Origin of the sequence: Bacteroides uniformis, from assembly GCF_025147485.1 — a bacterium.
Taxonomy (GTDB): domain Bacteria; phylum Bacteroidota; class Bacteroidia; order Bacteroidales; family Bacteroidaceae; genus Bacteroides; species Bacteroides uniformis.
Genome location: NZ_CP102263.1, coordinates 1145805 through 1161550, shown reverse-complemented (window position 1 = coordinate 1161550; position 15746 = coordinate 1145805). Strand labels below are relative to the sequence as shown.

At 48.6% G+C, this 15746-nt stretch carries 11 protein-coding genes, 1 tRNA gene and 2 pseudogenes; 10 read left to right on the top strand and 4 right to left on the bottom strand.

The annotated features are described in order from the left end of the window. Window positions 1-62: 62 nt before the first annotated feature. From rnpA to NQ510_RS04395, 8 genes and pseudogenes are all read left to right on the top strand, one after another. On the top strand, window positions 63-479 hold the full coding sequence (gene rnpA, locus NQ510_RS04430; protein ID WP_005831059.1) for a ribonuclease P protein component: 417 nt from the start codon (window positions 63-65) through the stop codon (window positions 477-479). Next, window positions 476-697 (top strand): membrane protein insertion efficiency factor YidD, encoded by a 222-nt coding sequence (gene yidD / locus NQ510_RS04425; RefSeq protein ID WP_005831056.1) that lies wholly within the window; start codon window positions 476-478, stop codon window positions 695-697. The genes rnpA and yidD overlap by 4 nt, the downstream gene beginning before the upstream one ends. Next, window positions 694-1359, top strand: coding sequence for a TatD family hydrolase (locus NQ510_RS04420; RefSeq protein WP_005831054.1), 666 nt, complete (start codon window positions 694-696; stop codon window positions 1357-1359). Before yidD ends, NQ510_RS04420 begins: the two co-directional genes overlap by 4 nt. Window positions 1360-1466: 107 nt before the next feature. Further along, window positions 1467-2759 (top strand): tyrosine--tRNA ligase, encoded by a 1293-nt coding sequence (tyrS, locus tag NQ510_RS04415; protein WP_005831052.1) that lies wholly within the window; start codon window positions 1467-1469, stop codon window positions 2757-2759. 124 nt (window positions 2760-2883) lie between these two features. Then, window positions 2884-2954: transfer RNA gene (locus NQ510_RS04410), tRNA-Gln, on the top strand. A gap of 253 nt (window positions 2955-3207) precedes the next feature. Then, window positions 3208-3342 (top strand): annotated as a pseudogene (locus tag NQ510_RS04405) (5-keto-4-deoxyuronate isomerase); the annotation flags it as partial. 56 nt (window positions 3343-3398) lie between these two features. Beyond that, entirely contained in the window at window positions 3399-4202 is an 804-nt protein-coding gene (locus tag NQ510_RS04400) for a gluconate 5-dehydrogenase (protein WP_005831048.1), read from the top strand. 174 nt (window positions 4203-4376) lie between these two features. Next, window positions 4377-5609: a DUF4861 domain-containing protein gene (locus tag NQ510_RS04395; RefSeq protein WP_008662385.1), complete on the top strand. Its 1233-nt coding sequence runs from the start codon at window positions 4377-4379 to the stop codon at window positions 5607-5609. A gap of 78 nt (window positions 5610-5687) precedes the next feature. Here NQ510_RS04395 and NQ510_RS04390 read toward each other — a convergent pair whose 3' ends face one another. Then, window positions 5688-6320, bottom strand: a complete 633-nt coding sequence (locus NQ510_RS04390; protein ID WP_005831042.1) for a response regulator — start codon at window positions 6318-6320, stop codon at window positions 5688-5690. Beyond that, a complete protein-coding gene (locus tag NQ510_RS04385; protein ID WP_005831040.1) occupies window positions 6317-8206 on the bottom strand; it encodes a tetratricopeptide repeat-containing sensor histidine kinase in 1890 nt (629 codons plus the stop codon). Before NQ510_RS04385 ends, NQ510_RS04390 begins: the two co-directional genes overlap by 4 nt. Window positions 8207-8527: 321 nt before the next feature. Here NQ510_RS04385 and NQ510_RS04380 point away from each other — a divergent pair, with 321 nt between their 5' ends. Further along, window positions 8528-9424: a DUF4595 domain-containing protein gene (locus NQ510_RS04380; protein WP_005831035.1), complete on the top strand. Its 897-nt coding sequence runs from the start codon at window positions 8528-8530 to the stop codon at window positions 9422-9424. A gap of 143 nt (window positions 9425-9567) precedes the next feature. Here the strand turns inward: NQ510_RS04380 and NQ510_RS04375 are convergent, their stop codons facing one another. Both NQ510_RS04375 and NQ510_RS04370 read right to left on the bottom strand, forming a co-directional pair. Continuing rightward, a complete protein-coding gene (locus NQ510_RS04375; protein WP_005831030.1) occupies window positions 9568-10224 on the bottom strand; it encodes a polysaccharide deacetylase family protein in 657 nt (218 codons plus the stop codon). A 134-nt stretch (window positions 10225-10358) separates the two neighbouring features. Beyond that, window positions 10359-13703, bottom strand: a complete 3345-nt coding sequence (locus NQ510_RS04370) for a DUF2723 domain-containing protein (RefSeq protein WP_005831023.1) — start codon at window positions 13701-13703, stop codon at window positions 10359-10361. Between the two features lie 389 nt (window positions 13704-14092). Between NQ510_RS04370 and NQ510_RS04365 the strand changes: the two are divergent. Further along, a pseudogene (locus NQ510_RS04365) lies at window positions 14093-15049 on the top strand (ATP-binding protein); the annotation flags it as partial. Window positions 15050-15746: the final 697 nt, after the last annotated feature.

Below are 15746 nucleotides of genomic sequence, written 5' to 3'. Positions count from 1 at the left end.
TGTATCGCCCCCATAACTTATCACTCATAACTCATCACTCATAACTTATAACTCATCACCCCATGCCAAATACCTTGCGTAAGTCCGAACGGTTGGACAGGAAGAAAGTGATAGAGAAGATGTTTGCGGGCGGCTCACGCTCGTTTTCGGTTTTCCCTTTGCGTGTGGTGTATCTGCCGGTGGAGGAGCTGGAGGCACCCGTTTCCATTCTTGTAAGTGTCTCGAAACGCCGTTTCAAGCGGGCGGTGAAGCGCAACCGCGTGAAACGTCAGATACGTGAAGCCTACCGCATGAACAAACACGGACTGCTGGCAGTGTTGACGGAAAAAAAGTGCCGTTTGGCCGTGGCCTTCATCTATCTTTCGGACCAGTTGGTAGACTCTTCTGTCATCGAGGACCGTATGAAGACAGCTTTGGCACGCATTGCCGAGAAGGTAGCGGCAAATGCTGAAACCGAGCAAACTCCGCAGGTGTCATGAAGCGTCTGCTTTCATATCTGCTGCTGCTTCCCATCTATTTCTATCAGAAGTGCATATCGCCCATGATAGGGCCTTCATGCCGTTTTACCCCCACTTGTTCGCAATATGCGGTGGAGGCCATCAAGAAACACGGACCTTTCAAGGGGTTTTGTCTGGCAGTCAGGCGCATTCTGCGCTGCCATCCCTGGGGAGGTTCCGGATATGATCCCGTTCCATGAATATTCCAGTTGACATACATACACACCGGCTTCCGCAAGTACCCGGAACTGCCATTGCAAATTGCTATCCCGAAACGTTCTCTCCACAGAGCGGCGGATGGTATTCGGTGGGGATACATCCCTGGCGTATAGGTCGGAGTGGAGGTGAACACTCAGGAGTTGAAGGTGCTGTGGCTAGCAGGGTGTGCGGCCTGGAGGAGTTAGTGCGCCATCCCCAAGTACTTGCCGTGGGCGAAGCCGGGCTGGACAAGCTGGCAGATGCTCCGATGGATTTGCAGGTGGAAGTGTTCAGGTGCCAGGCATGTTTGGCAGAGGAAGTGGGAAAGCCGCTGGTGATTCATCTGGTGAAGGCGGTTGATGAACTGCTGAAGGTGAAGCGGGACTTGCGCCCGTCGAATCCGTGGATAATACATGGTTTCCGTGGCAAGGCGGCGCTGGTGGAGGAATATCTGAAACATGGCTTTTACCTTTCATTCGGGGAGAAATACCAGGAAGTAGCCTTGTGCCGGGTACCTGCCGACCGGCTGTTCATCGAAACGGATGAAAGCGAAGTTTCCATCGGGGAATTGTATGCACGCGCTGCCGAAGTGCGCGGCATCTCTCCCGAGGAGCTTGGAGAAACACTCCGGAGAAATGTCTGCAAAGTCTTTTTTAAACCCTAAGAGTTGTTTCTTCGAATAAAGAGTCGTATTTTTGCGCAGATTAAAATAGGAATCAAACAATTCATAGATAATCACTTAAATAATTAATCAGATAACTTAATCATTCGATGAATTTTGTAGAAGAATTAAGATGGCGTGGCATGCTCCACGATATGATGCCGGGTACGGAAGAACTTCTGGCTAAGGAACAAGTGACTGCATACATTGGTTTCGACCCTACTGCGGACTCTTTGCACATCGGGCACCTTTGCAGTGTGATGATTTTGCGTCACTTCCAGCGTTGCGGACACAAGCCGTTGGCACTGATTGGCGGTGCTACGGGTATGATTGGTGACCCTTCCGGAAAGTCTGCCGAACGCAATCTGCTTACGGAAGAGACGTTGCAGCGCAACCTGGCCGGTATGAAGGCCCAGCTCTCCAAGTTCCTGGATTTTGATTCGGATGCCCCCAACCGTGCCGAGTTGGTGAACAACTACGATTGGATGAAGAACTTCACTTTCCTCGATTTTGCCCGTGAAGTGGGTAAGCACATCACCGTAAACTATATGATGGCGAAAGATTCTGTAAAGAAGCGTCTGAACGGTGAGGCACGTGACGGTCTTTCCTTCACGGAATTCACCTACCAGCTGTTGCAGGGGTACGACTTCCTTCATCTGTATGAAACCAAAGGCTGCAAGCTCCAGATGGGTGGCAGCGACCAGTGGGGTAACATCACCACCGGTGCCGAACTGATTCGCCGTACGAACGGTGGGGAGGTATTTGCACTGACCAGCCCGCTGATTACGAAGGCCGACGGTGGCAAGTTCGGCAAGACAGAGTCCGGAAACATCTGGCTCGACCCGCGCTACACTTCTCCATATAAGTTCTACCAGTTCTGGCTGAACGTGAGCGACGAGGATGCCAAACGCTACATAAAGATATTCACTGCACTGTCCAAGGAAGAGATTGACGCTCTGACGGCCGAGCACGACGCTGCTCCCCACTTGCGCGTCCTTCAGAAGTGTCTGGCGAAGGAAGTGACTATCATGGTTCACTCCGAAGAGGACTATAATGCCGCCGTGGATGCATCCAACATCTTGTTTGGCAATGCAACTTCGGATGCACTGAAGAAGTTGGACGAAGATACGCTGCTGGCTGTGTTCGAGGGTGTTCCCCAGTTTGAAATATCCCGTGATGCACTGGCTGCCGGTGTGAAGGCGGTGGATTTGTTCGTGGATAATGCTGCTGTATTCGCTTCCAAGGGCGAGATGCGTAAGCTGGTGCAAGGCGGTGGCGTTTCTCTGAATAAGGAGAAACTGGCTGCTTTCGACCAGGTGATTACGACAGCCGACCTGCTGGACGAAAAATACCTGCTGGTACAGCGCGGCAAGAAGAATTACTATCTGATTATCGCCAAATAACGGTAGCCTAAAGAGAAGTAATTAAGGAAATGATGCTTCGGCAGTAAAAATAGCCCCGAAATATTTGGATATTTCGGGGCTTCCTTTTATCTTTGCACCGCTTTTTAACAGAAAGCCCTATGTTTGGACTATGGTGTAATGGTAGCACAACAGGTTTTGGTTCTGTTTGTCCAGGTTCGAATCCTGGTAGTCCAACTACGATACAGCTAATTGCAGCTAAAAACCCACTAAAATCGCAAGTTTTAGTGGGTTTTTTTGTTATTCTTTCCCCCTCTTGTTGGCACTATAGGTATAGATTTTTTCTTTTTACGAATCTTTGAACGATATTGCTATATAATTGACACAAATTTATACGGTTTCTCCATTTTCTTTTGTTACATTTGCATCGTGTACGCAAACGATGTGTATTTGATGGCTGAAGTTATAACCTATTAAATGTAGTGCAATCATGAAAACGAACTATGAAATTCGCTATGCTGAGCATCCCGATGATGTGAAAAGCTACGATACGAAAAGCATTCGCTGCGATTTCCTTATAGGGAAGGCATTCTCCCAAAATAAAGTTTCCATTGAGTATAAACTACTTGCAAATCGTACATAAATAGAATATCACTTATTTAAACTTAATAATTTAACGTTATGAATCCGTATTTGAATTTTTCTTTGGAAGGTAAAGTAGCCCTTGTTACAGGTGCTTCTTATGGTATCGGTTTTGCTATCGCTTCAGCTTTTGCAGAGCAAGGAGCAACTATCTGTTTCAACGATATCAACCAGGAGTTGGTAGACAAAGGCTTGGCTGCCTATACTGAAAAGGGTATCAAGGCACGCGGTTATGTATGTGATGTGACAGACGAACCTGCTGTTCAGGCCATGGTAGCCCAGATTGAAAAGGAAGTAGGCTCTGTTGATATCCTCGTAAACAATGCCGGCATCATCCGCCGTGTTCCTATGCACGAGATGGAGGCTGCTGACTTCCGTCGTGTAATCGATATCGACCTCAATGCTCCGTTCATCGTATCAAAGGCTGTTCTGCCTGCCATGATGAAGAAGGGCCACGGTAAAATTATCAATATCTGCTCTATGATGTCCGAACTGGGTCGTGAGACTGTGTCGGCCTATGCCGCTGCCAAGGGTGGCTTGAAGATGCTGACTCGCAACATCTGCTCTGAATATGGTGAATATAACATCCAATGTAACGGTATCGGTCCGGGTTACATCGCTACCCCGCAGACTGCTCCGCTGCGTGAAAAGCAGGCCGACGGTAGCCGTCACCCGTTCGACTCGTTCATCTGCGCCAAGACTCCGGCAGGCCGCTGGCTGGCTCCGGAAGAACTTACCGGTCCGGCAGTGTTCCTGGCATCGGAAGCCTCTAATGCGGTAAACGGTCACATCCTCTATGTAGACGGAGGTATCTTGGCTTATATCGGAAAGCAACCGAAATAAATTTAAGGATAATTGAGAAGGTGATAAAGTGGCAGGATAATGTCACTTGTCACCTTTTTCTTTTGGGCGCGGATTACGCGGATTTCGCGGAAAGGATAAGGAAAATCCGTATAATCCGCGAAATCCGCGCCTAAAAGAAAGTTATACAACTGATTAGGAAAAAGCAATGATTATATGAGAAACTTTCTTTTATTATGTATGGCGGCCCTCTGCTGTCTTGCTTGCAACGATAGCAAGATAGTGACTGTTACGGTAACCAATCCGTTAGCGATGGACCGTTCCGATGAGATGGTAGAGGTGTCCATGACCGAAATCTCAAACCTTCTGAATCTGGCAGACACCGCACAGATTGTGGTTCTGAATGTCGAAGGGGAGCAGGTGCCTTACCAAGTGACCTACGATGACAAATTAATCTTCCCTGCTACGGTAGCCGCCAATGCATCGGCTGCATATACCGTCCAGGCCGGTGCTCCCGTCGATGTGGAGGTAAGGGCTTGTGGGCGGCAGTATCCCGAACGTCTGGACGACATGGCCTGGGAGAACGACTTGGTAGGCTTCCGTGCCTACGGTCCTGCATTGCAGGCAAGGGGTGAACGCGGTTTCGGCTACGACTTGTTCACGAAGCGAGGCACTGCTGCACCGGTACTGGAAGACATGTATGCCAAGGAACTGGATGCAGACTCCTGGAAGCAGGTTAATGAATTGCGCAAGACAGACCCGAAGGCAGCCGATGAGCTGGTACGCACATTCTCCTATCATATAGACCACGGTTATGGCATGGACTGCTATGCAGTAGGCCCAACATTGGGAGCCGGAGTGTCTGCATTGATGGTGAATGATACCATTATCTATCCGTGGTGCTACAAGACGCAGGAGGTGCTGGACAACGGTCCGTTGCGCTTCACCGTGAAGCTGGAGTTCAATCCGTTGGCTGTGAAAGGGGATACTGCGGTGGTGGAAACGCGTCTGATTACGCTGGATGCCGGTTCTCATCTGAACCGTACTGCCGTTTCGTATAGCAATCTAAAGGAATCTTTGCCCATTGTTACCGGTATTGTGCTGCACGAACCGGACGGTGCTGTGGTGGCTGATGCCGCCGGTGGTTATATGACGTATGTAGACCCCACTACCGGACCGGATAATGGCAAGATATTTATGGGGGCCGCTTTCCCTGCCGTTGTGAAGGAAGCCAAAACCGTGCTTTTCCCCATAGAGGAGAAGAAGATGCGTAACAATGCGGACGGTCATGTACTGGTTGTCAGCGACTATGAGCCGGGCGCTGACTACGTGTATTACTGGGGCTTTGCCTGGGACCGCGCAGACATCAAGACTGCTGAAGCCTGGAACCGATACATGGCTGATTTTGCACAGAAGGTGCGCAATCCGATGACGGTGAGTATCCGCTAAGTTGATTTTCTTCCTTTTCAGACGGAGAAGCTTGAGAAGCTGGAGGCTTGTAACTGTCCGGGCGAATGACAAGTGTTCTCAGAATAAGCTCTTCCCCTTGTAGACAAGTTCTGCAACGTTTTTGGCCTCCAGTTTTTCCATCAGGCGCTTCCGGTAAGTCTGTATTGTATTGATGCTGAGAAATAGTAATTGGGATATTTCAGAAGTGCTCAGTCCTTGCGAGAGATAGGCGAGCACTTCTTTTTCACGTCTCGACAATTCGGGAAGTGCATGTGGTAGGGTGTTTTGTTTTTCCTTGTCCAGTTCGCTGAAAACATTGCTGAAGTATCTGGTTCCGTTTTTCAGTGTACTGATGGCGTCTCTCAATTCGCTGGTGCTGGCATTTTTTGAAACAGCTCCGTTGATGTTTAGGGTGGATAATTTGGCTATGATCCAAGGTTCTTCATGCATGGTATAGATTAAAATGCCGCATTCGGGTATCTGGCTGTGAAGGTGGGATATGAGTTGGAATCCATTCATATCCGGTAGTTCAAGGTCAATGATGCAAAGGTCGAATCTCTCTTTGAGGGTCAGTTGTTCCACGTCTTTTGCACAAGTGGCTCCTTTGCACGTCACTCCTTCGAGTTGCGAGGCCAATGCGATGATGCCTTCAGCAACAATCGGGTGGTCATCTATTACCAGTATTCTGTATGTTTCTTTGTTTGGTTTCATTCGTTTATGTTAAGCAGTAGGGTGAAAACGTTGTTTTCTGTTGACGAGCATACATTGGCGGTAGCGTTGATGGCTCTGATACGGTCGTTTACGGTGCGCAATCCTATGCCGTCATTGTTGTTTGTTGCTGTTTGTTGCTTGTTTGCATTCTTACCGTTGTCTGTAATTTGCAGGGTATATTTATTTTCATTGTCGGCACGGAGACTGATGACTATATGACTGGCTGAGGCATGTTTCACGATGTTCATGGTGAGCTCTTGTACGATGCGGTACAGCTCATAAGCGGTTTCATTGGGAAGATGGCGTGATGCGTTGTTCTCCGTTGGATGATAGCTGACCTCTATGCCGGTGTTCTCGGTCAGTTTGGCAGCATAACGGTCGAGTATCTGGTCTAGACTGAGATGCTCGAATTCGGGAGGCATCAGTTCGTGTGAGATATTCCGCACGTTGTTTCTCAGTTTGCTGACGAGTGAGGCCAGTTCCTGCTCATTCCCTTTGCTGGCAGAAGTTTCTATCTTCATTTGCAGCCCCAGCAGGTCGTTGGCTATGCCGTCATGCAGTTCCTTGGCAAAATATTTGCATTCCTCTTCCAACCCTTCAATGTAACGGCGTGCCGAGTTCAGTTCGTTTTCTTGCTTTAGCAGTTCAATCTTCTTTTCGGCTATTCGTTTCTTGTGGCGGAGCGTCAACAAAGTAATGAGAGCAAGACCGGACAGAAGGGCTACAGCAATGGAGGCTTTTAGCAGGAAGGCTTGGTGTTCCAGTTGTTCTTGTTGCAGGTGGGCTATCTCCAATTCCTTTTCTTGTGTGTGATATTTCACGTTGAATTCTGCCATTTGTTGCGTCAGATTGTGCTGTGCCAGCGTATCAGTCCACATGCGGGCACTATCCATATAGGTGTAGGCCAGTTTGGGGTTTCCCAAGGCATCGTAGCATCGTGCCATTTGTGTAAATAATGTTTTGGGCTCGGTACCGGTTTTCCGGTTACGCAGCCAGTGGAAGTCCTTCAAGGCGCGGGCATAGTTTTTGCGGTTTGTTTCGGTGGCTGCCCTCGATTGTATGAATCCTATGGCAGCGATGGAGTTGGATGGTACCCGTTGTAGTAGTTTGTTCCCCAATTTCAAGTAGTGGTCTATGGAATCGGGTTGTTCTTTTCGTTCAAAGAGTCTCAGCATGCCGGGCAGGCAGCGTATCTTCCATAAGTCTTCGTTTCCCTCTCCGTGGCAGGCAATGTTCCAGGCTTTGCGGTTGGATTTTTCAGCATCATCCAGCTTGTTCAGCTCAGCCTTTATGGTTGCTCTGATTTGCCAGGTGGTGAAAGCTACGAATGGGTCTTCGGTTCTGGCGGCATGTTCGGTGGCCATGTCGGTATACTTTTCAGCTTCGTCCAGCTGCCTGATATTGAAGTATAGGATGGACACATTGTTGCAGATGTGGGCTATCCAGCTTTCGTCCCCATATTGCAAGGCACTGTCCAGTGCTTTATTGTAATAGTAGAGTGTAGAGTCATTCATTTGGTGCTGACGGTAGAGGAGGCCCAAATCGTTGTATACGCTGATGTGCTTTTCCAAATCATCTATCTGCGGCAGGTAGGGGAGCACATTTTTTTTCATGGCAAAGGCTTCTTCTGTCTTTCCCACATAGATCAGTAGTGTGGCTTGTTCGTTCAGCAAGATGGGATACATGAAGGAGTGCTTTACGTTCCGGGTGGCAAAGGCGCTGTCGAAGCTACGTTGCGCTTCATCGTAGTGTCCTTCTTCCATGAGATTGGCTGCCCGGTTGTAGAAGTGTGCCAACAGAGTGTCTGTTGGTATTTCTCCGGCGTGAAGCAGGATAGTGGTTAAAGAAAAGAGGAGTGATAATAGCTTAGTATGGCGTACCCTCATATCGGTATATTTTAGTGGAATTCAATCTGTGCTTAGTTGTTGCAAATATACGTCTTATTCATTTTGCTTTTTATTGGAGATGCTGAATTTTTTCTGTATGTGGCTGAAAAATCACCTTTTTCAGTGACAAGGAGTGAAAGGAAAAGTTTATTACTTTGCAAAAAATATTAAGCTTTGTCTGGGAATGATAAATGGCCAAAAGTATCTGTCCGGGTTTGAATGGCAGAGTCTTGTTGTCGTGAGATACGGACGGCATTCCTTATACTTTTGTTATTATGGATTTTCCTTAGAGGGATGGGGATAAAACAAGATTTGTAACTTATGAAAATGTTTAAAATGATGGCTGCCTCCATGTTGGGTGTGGCGTTGTGCTTGGGATTCACTGCTTGCAGTGACGATGACGAAAATGAGAATGGTGAGGGTGGCGAAAACACCGCCACTGTGGTCAATCCTTCGCAAGTGTTTACGGGAGGGCTTCCGAAGTCGGTTTCGGGCATGGCGATTTCTCACAATGAAGAAGGGCTGGTGACGAACATTACAACTGAGGATGGGGATAAAGCCGTCTTTGAGTACTTTCCCGCTACTACAAAGGCAGATGTTGCAAAGGACCGAGCAAGAATCACCGTGACGGATGAAGAGGGCGATGTTACAGAACTGAACTTGCAGCTCAACAGCGATGGTTATGTGGAATTTTGCAACTCAATAGACCACGCTGGTACTCCCGATGCCGATGAGTTTACTTGGGAGATGGAATACGACACTGAAGGCCATCTGGTTGTAATGAAACGCTCTGAAAGCGATGGTGAAATAACGAACATCACCTATAAGGATGGAGATGTGGTGAAGACTTCCACACGTTATGTAGCTAGTGGGGATCTCAATGGTGACGGAATTATCGACAGCAATGACGAGTGGGAGTATAGTGCTGCCATAGACTATACGACGGATAATATAACAGCTCCTATCGAGAATAAGGGCTGCCTGATGTTGTTTGATGAAATACTGGATGTGGATATGGACGAGATGATATATGCCTATTATGGAGGCATGCTTGGTAAGGCTACGAAACATCTGCCGCTTGTAGGGCATTATACATACAATGGCGAGGACTCTGTGTCCGATATGTATTTTACATGGACATTGAATTCCGACAGTTATCCTACGGAACTGGTTGTAAAAGACCAGTGGGATGAATACAGATGTACATTTACTTGGTAATTATAAAACATCTGTTTATTCTTGTGGAACAGGACATGAGCCTATAAAATGTAAGGGGTTGCCTTTTGCCGAGACAACCCCTTCTTATTTTATGTGGAATTTATTGTGACAGCAGATGTTGGTAACTTTCTGCTGTTTCAAGTTTATAATACTTTGAATTCATATCCCTCTTCCTTCAGGAAGTCAATGGCGCGCGGCAATGCGTACTGCAGGTTTCCGTTGCACCAGGATTTCAAGGAATCGTGGAAGGTGATGATGGAGCCGTTGCGGGCGTAGCGCATCACGTTGGCTAGCACTTGCGGACCGCGCAGCTTCTTGCTGTAGTCGCGGGTCACGAGGTCCCACATCACAATCTTGTAGGTTCGTTTCAGCGTGAGATACTGGTTGGCGAACATATGGCCGTGGGGAGGGCGGAACAAGAGAGGGTAGAGAACCTTCTCCACATTGCAATTGATGTCCCCACCCATTTCCATGAAAATCTTCGCCTGTTCGGTATTTCCCAGATAATTCTTGGCCGTGTATTCAAATCCACGGATATGGTTGAAGGTGTGGTTACCGATGCGGTGCCCACGCTCAACGACCATCCGGAATTCGTCCGGATGCTTCCGTATGTTGTCACCTACCATGAAGAAGGTGGCTTTGATGTTGTGCTTATCCAGCAGGTCGAGCACCCAGGGAGTTACTTCGGGGATAGGGCCATCGTCGAAAGTCAGATAAACGGCTTTTTCATTGGGGTCCATCCTCCAGACTGCACCGGGATATAGTTTGCGAAAAAACTCAGGAGGTTGTTCTATAAACACGTGATTAAGGATTAAGGGATTAGGGATTTTAAGGATTAGGGATTTTAAGGATTAGGGGTTAAGGATTAGGGGTTAATGATTAGTGATGAACTGCACAGGCTAATCCCTAATCCTTTAATCCCTAATCCTTATTCTCACTCCTTCATTCTGTCCACATACATATTATACAGTTCTTCCACCTTCGGCTCGTAGATTTCGGCGAGCTTGGAGTTGTACTTCTTCATGGCCTTCACCTCGGCATCGAGTACAGCCCAGTGGTATTCAAATTCACGGGTAGAAATCATGAAGCGGTTGTCGTCCAGGCTCAGATACCAGGTCAGGTACTCTACAGCCTTGTCAGCAAGGGCTTTCATCATCTCGTCCGCCTTGGCGGTTTCGCCCAGTTGGTAGTAGGCTTCCGCCATCTGTACGGCACCGTTCTGCCAGTCGTAAGGCACGTTGTAGGCGGGAATCATCTTTTCGGCATAGTCCAGGGCGGCTTTTGCCTTGTCTTTCTTGCCCTCACGCATCAGCTGCTGCACGAGTTGGGAGAAGATGCGACGGTGAGAGTGACACATGCGCATTGCGTTCTCGTCGATATAGATGCCCGGCTTGTCGATGCCACCGAACTTGAACTTGTTCATCAGGTTGTCGTACATCTTTTCGGAGTCTATTGTCACGCCCGTCTTACTGGTGTCGAACGGAGTGAAACGATAGGCAAGACCTTCCTGAACGAAGTGGTTTTCCATATTCAGCTGGTTCTCCCTGCCTACGCTGACAGCGATATAGATGGGGCGTTCCCAGTTGGCCTCGCTCAGCATTTCGAGCATCATCAACTCGCTCTTGTAGAGGGCGCGTTTGCCTTTCAGCGAAATGTGCATGTAGTCGGGGATTGAGTCGCCCGGTATCATCATGCCGCTGCGGCGCACGGCTTCCTTGTCTACCTTGATGACGATGCTGTCGGTAGGAATCACCTTCAAGTCCTGATTCTTGTTGCGCACCCAGTTCTTGAGGATATTCTTTAGCTCATACGGGTTGTCACCGAATTCTTTCTTTACATTGACTAGTGCTTCGGGATTACCGTCCAGTGCCTGCTTCTCGGCTTCGGCATAGAGCTGGTCGATGCTTTTCTTGTACTCAGGCTGGATGGGGACGTATTCGTTGGTGCCTTCTACGTACTCCATACGGTCCCAGGTGATGGGGAGAGAAGGACTGTCGTAGGCGGGGCGCTTCATCTGGTCGATGTACCAATCGGTCTGCAGGTACGAGAGGTTGCAGGTACGGGCGTCGGTACGGAAACCTTCGGTCTCCTGGTTGTACCAGAGGGGGAAGGTATCGTTGTCACCATTGGTATAGATAATCGGGTTGCCGCTTTCTTGCAGGGACATCAGGTAGTTCTGGCCGAAGTCGCGTGCCATGTAGCGGTCGCTGCGGTCGTGGTCGTCCCAAGTCTGGCTTGCCATCTGCACGGGGACAAAGAGGCAGGCTACGGAAACGATGGCGGCAGCAGGCAGTTCCTTCATCTTGGCATAGTCTTGAAGCAGACGGACGAGTCCTGCCACACCCATACCAATCCAGATGGCGAAGGCGTAGAACGAACCGGCGTAGGCATAGTCACGTTCGCGCGGTTGGCTCGGAGTCTGGTTCAGGTAGAGCACGATGGCAATACCGGTCATGAAGAAGAGGAAGAAGACCACCCAGAATTGCTGGATGCCTTTCTGCCCACGGTAGGCTTGCCATAGCAGGCCGATGATACCCAGCAGCAGGGGTAGGCAGTAGAATACGTTGTGTCCCTTGTTGTCTTTCAGTTCCTGAGGCAAGAGGCTCTGGTCGCCTACCAGCCAGTTGTCGATGAACGGGATACCGGTAATCCAGTTGCCGTGTTCAATTTCTCCGCTGCCTTGTATGTCGTTCTGGCGTCCGGCGAAGTTCCACATGAAGTAGCGCCAGTACATCCAGTTGAGCTGGTAGGAGAAGAAGAACTTGATGTTTTCCCACTGTGTGGGCATGTTTACCATAATCATGTTGCCGCATTTGTCATAGGGCACATCGTAACCCTTGATGTCCTGCCAGGCATGGTATTGTTGTGTATGGGCACTGCTGTACATACGCGGGAACAGCATGTTCTGGGCGTATTCGTACTCAATGCGTCCGGGGATTTCGATGTACGAATCCTTTTCGTCGGGCGTAGCTTTCTCCTTGCGGATGAACTTCGTGCCGTTGTACTTGATGCGCGGTTCGCAGTAACCGTCTTTCACGTCCAGTGCCACTTGCGAGGAGAAGGCAGGGCCATAGAACAGCGGGCGTGTGCCATACTGCTCGCGTCCCAGGTATTCGCCCAGTGTGAAGATGTCTTCCGGAGAGTTCTGGTCCATCGGCGTGTTGGCGGTGGAGCGGATGACGATAAGTGCATACGAGGAATATCCGATGACAATCATCATGGTGCAGAGCAGCGAGGTGTTCAGCGTGCGTGCCGATACGCGGAATTTCTCTTTGACGGCTGCCTGCGTCTTCGGACGGAGGTAGAGCCACAATGCGGCAATGACAATGACACCGATAACTACCGAGCTGGTACCGTGTCCGTAGAACGGGATACCCAGCATGGCGATGGTGAGTATGAACGAGAGTGCCATACGTGCCTTGTTGCGTTCGGTATAGCTTTCGTAGATACCCCAGATGAGGCAGGCTGCCAACAGGATGATATATACGATGACACCCGTGTTGAAGGACATGCCCAGCGTGTTGACGAAGAGCAGTTCGAACCAGCCGCCCACTTTCACGATACCCGGCACGATGCCGTAGAGTACGGCTGCTACCAGTATGCCCGAAGCGAGCAATGCCAGCAGGGAGCCTCGGGCATTGGCGTTGGGTACTTTCTTGTAGTAGTATACCAGTACGATGGCGGGCAGGCAGAGCAGGTTCAGCAAGTGCACGCCGATACTCAGACCGGTCAGGTAGGCAATGAGAATCAGCCAGCGATCACTGTGAGGCTCGTTGGCAACGTCCTCCCATTTCAGTATGAGCCAGAATACGACGGCAGTAAACAGTGAGGAGAAGGCATACACCTCGCCTTCCACAGCGCTGAACCAGAAGGTATCGCTGAACGTGTAGGCAAGTGCGCCCACCAGACCGCTACCCATGATGGTAACCATCTGGCCGCGTGTGATATTGTTTTCGTCTGTCACCACAAGTTTGCGTACCAGGTGCGTGATGCTCCAGAAAAGGAACAGGATACATGCGCCGCTCATCAGCGCGCTCATGTAGTTCACCATCTTGGCAACGGTGGAGGCATCGGAAGCAAATTGTGAGAATAGGTTGGCTACCAGCATGAAGAACGGTGCGCCGGGCGGGTGTCCTACTTCCAGCTTATAGCCGGTGGTGATGAACTCCGGGCAGTCCCAAAAGCTTGCAGTAGGTTCGATGGTCATGCAGTAGACCGTCGCTGCAATGAGGAAGGTAATCCAGCCTACAAGGTTGTTTACGGTTTTGTACTGTTTCATTCAGATGAAATTCGTTATTATTCAGTTTTGTTTTTTACAAGCTGTTTTGCCATCGCTTAGTCAACGTATTGGCATATATGGGCGCAAATATAATGATTTCGCTTCTAAATAGGTGACAATAAGCAGCATTATTAGGATAGGTTAAGGGATTTGCTGCATCTATAGATGCAGCACGGTGGAAGTATAGATGCAACGCGGTGGATATATAGATGCAACAATGATGATTCTATAGAGGGAATATCCGGCCGATAAAGGGGATGCGGAAAGGAAGTATCCTCCTTGCTTGTCTAAATGAATCTTTCGTTTATAACCGAAAATCTAGCCTTTTTCGCAAACTTTTTAGGTTATGAACGAAAGAATGGATATACTTAGGAAGTACAATCTCTGGACAAGAGGAGATTTATATTTTCATCGACGAAGTGCAGCTCATCGAAGAATGGGAAAAGTCGGTCAATTCTTATTCGCAGGACTATACCGAGGAGTACGAGCTCTTTATCAGCGGCTCCAACTCACGGATGCTGTCCGGTGAGCTTGCCACGCTGCTTTCGGGGCGATACGTCCAATTTCCGGTATATCCCTTCAGCTATCAGGAGTATACAGAGATAAGGCATCTGGAACAGAACCGTGAGAGCTATATGGGCTATATGAATACGGGCGGAATCCCGGAACTTTTTGTCTTGCCCGAAAAGCAGGAGGTGCAGCGCAATTACTTGTCTGCCTTGAAGGACACCATCTTGCTGAAGGACATCATCCAACGCTACAGCATACGTGACCCCCGGCTGCTTGAGGACCTTTTTGCGTTTCTTGTAGGCAATGCCTCCAATTTAGTGTCCATCGGCAACATCGTGAACTATTTCAAGAGCCAAGGCCGGAAGACGAGCTATGATGCCGTGGCTGCCTACATAGGCTATATCGAAGACTCGTTCTTGGCGTATCGTTGTGAACGCTTTGACTTGCGCGGAAAGGAAATACTGTCCGGTACGGCGAAATATTACATCAACGACCTTGCCTTTAAGAATTTCCTCTATCCCGGAACAGCCTATGGTGTGGGTTATAAACTGGAGACTCTTGTCTATCTGGAGTTGCTTCGGGCGGGCTATGATGTCTATACCGGATGTGCTAAAGAAAAAGAGGTGGACTTCATCGCTCGGAAAGGTGACCGTACGATATATCTGCAATCCACCTACATGCTGGTAGATGAACAGACGGTGCGCCGTGAGTATGCTTCGTTGGAGGCGATACAAGATAATTATGAGAAACTGGTTGTCTCGCTTGATGACTTCTGCCTGCCGTCTCATGAAGGAATACGGCATGTGCGGGCGTGGGAACTGCATGGGTTGTTGTAAAAGGTGCTGAAAGACGGAAATATCCCTATAACCTTGACAAAAAGTAATGCTTTTCCCGGTTTTCCTGCCGCACTTGGTTTTACAGAAGAACGGATTTGGGATATGTTGTGGATATTCGGTTCATAAAGATGCGTTCTTCTTGCATGTTCTTCCGCTTTTGTGGGGCTTTTATGCAGAAATTGGCTACACCTTTAAGCTAAAAGGGTGATTGCTTTTTACTAAAAGGGGTATTGCGTTTTAGTAAAACGGTTACTCTGTTTTAGTAAAACGTTCTTTTGCTTTTGCCTTTTCGGTGTATCAGGGCTTTCGGAGAGGTGATTCCGATTTATTGGAAGGATGTTCTTTTGGTATAATGCTTATAGCCTGATACTTACAGATTTCCACTCTCGTATTTACTGCTGGGTGGGTAATGGGATGGAAATATGGGATTCTCGTGCGATAGAAAATACAAAGTGTCAGAATGACAAAATCATATTTATCTTCTGTAGGTATCAACCTCAAAAATACTTTCCAATCTTTTTCTTGTTTTCATTCTTTATCGTTAAATTTGCCATCGAAGCAAGGAAGTGTCCTTAGCTTCAATGTTTTGTGAAATGATATTGTAAGAAGCGTTGTGCTTCATTCTTGTCTTTGAGAACCTGAGAAATTCATCAATGATACACAAGAATGGCATGGACTGCTCCTGTGCTGGTTTCGG

Coding starts and splice junctions, on each gene's coding strand:
- rnpA (WP_005831059.1), top strand. CDS start 63: ATGCCAAATACCTTGCGTAAGTCCGAACGGTTGGACAGGAAGAAAGTG.
- yidD (WP_005831056.1), top strand. CDS start 476: ATGAAGCGTCTGCTTTCATATCTGCTGCTGCTTCCCATCTATTTCTAT.
- NQ510_RS04420 (WP_005831054.1), top strand. CDS start 694: ATGAATATTCCAGTTGACATACATACACACCGGCTTCCGCAAGTACCC.
- tyrS (WP_005831052.1), top strand. CDS start 1,467: ATGAATTTTGTAGAAGAATTAAGATGGCGTGGCATGCTCCACGATATG.
- NQ510_RS04400 (WP_005831048.1), top strand. CDS start 3,399: ATGAATCCGTATTTGAATTTTTCTTTGGAAGGTAAAGTAGCCCTTGTT.
- NQ510_RS04395 (WP_008662385.1), top strand. CDS start 4,377: ATGAGAAACTTTCTTTTATTATGTATGGCGGCCCTCTGCTGTCTTGCT.
- NQ510_RS04390 (WP_005831042.1), bottom strand. CDS start 6,320: ATGAAACCAAACAAAGAAACATACAGAATACTGGTAATAGATGACCAC.
- NQ510_RS04385 (WP_005831040.1), bottom strand. CDS start 8,206: ATGAGGGTACGCCATACTAAGCTATTATCACTCCTCTTTTCTTTAACC.
- NQ510_RS04380 (WP_005831035.1), top strand. CDS start 8,528: ATGAAAATGTTTAAAATGATGGCTGCCTCCATGTTGGGTGTGGCGTTG.
- NQ510_RS04370 (WP_005831023.1), bottom strand. CDS start 13,703: ATGAAACAGTACAAAACCGTAAACAACCTTGTAGGCTGGATTACCTTC.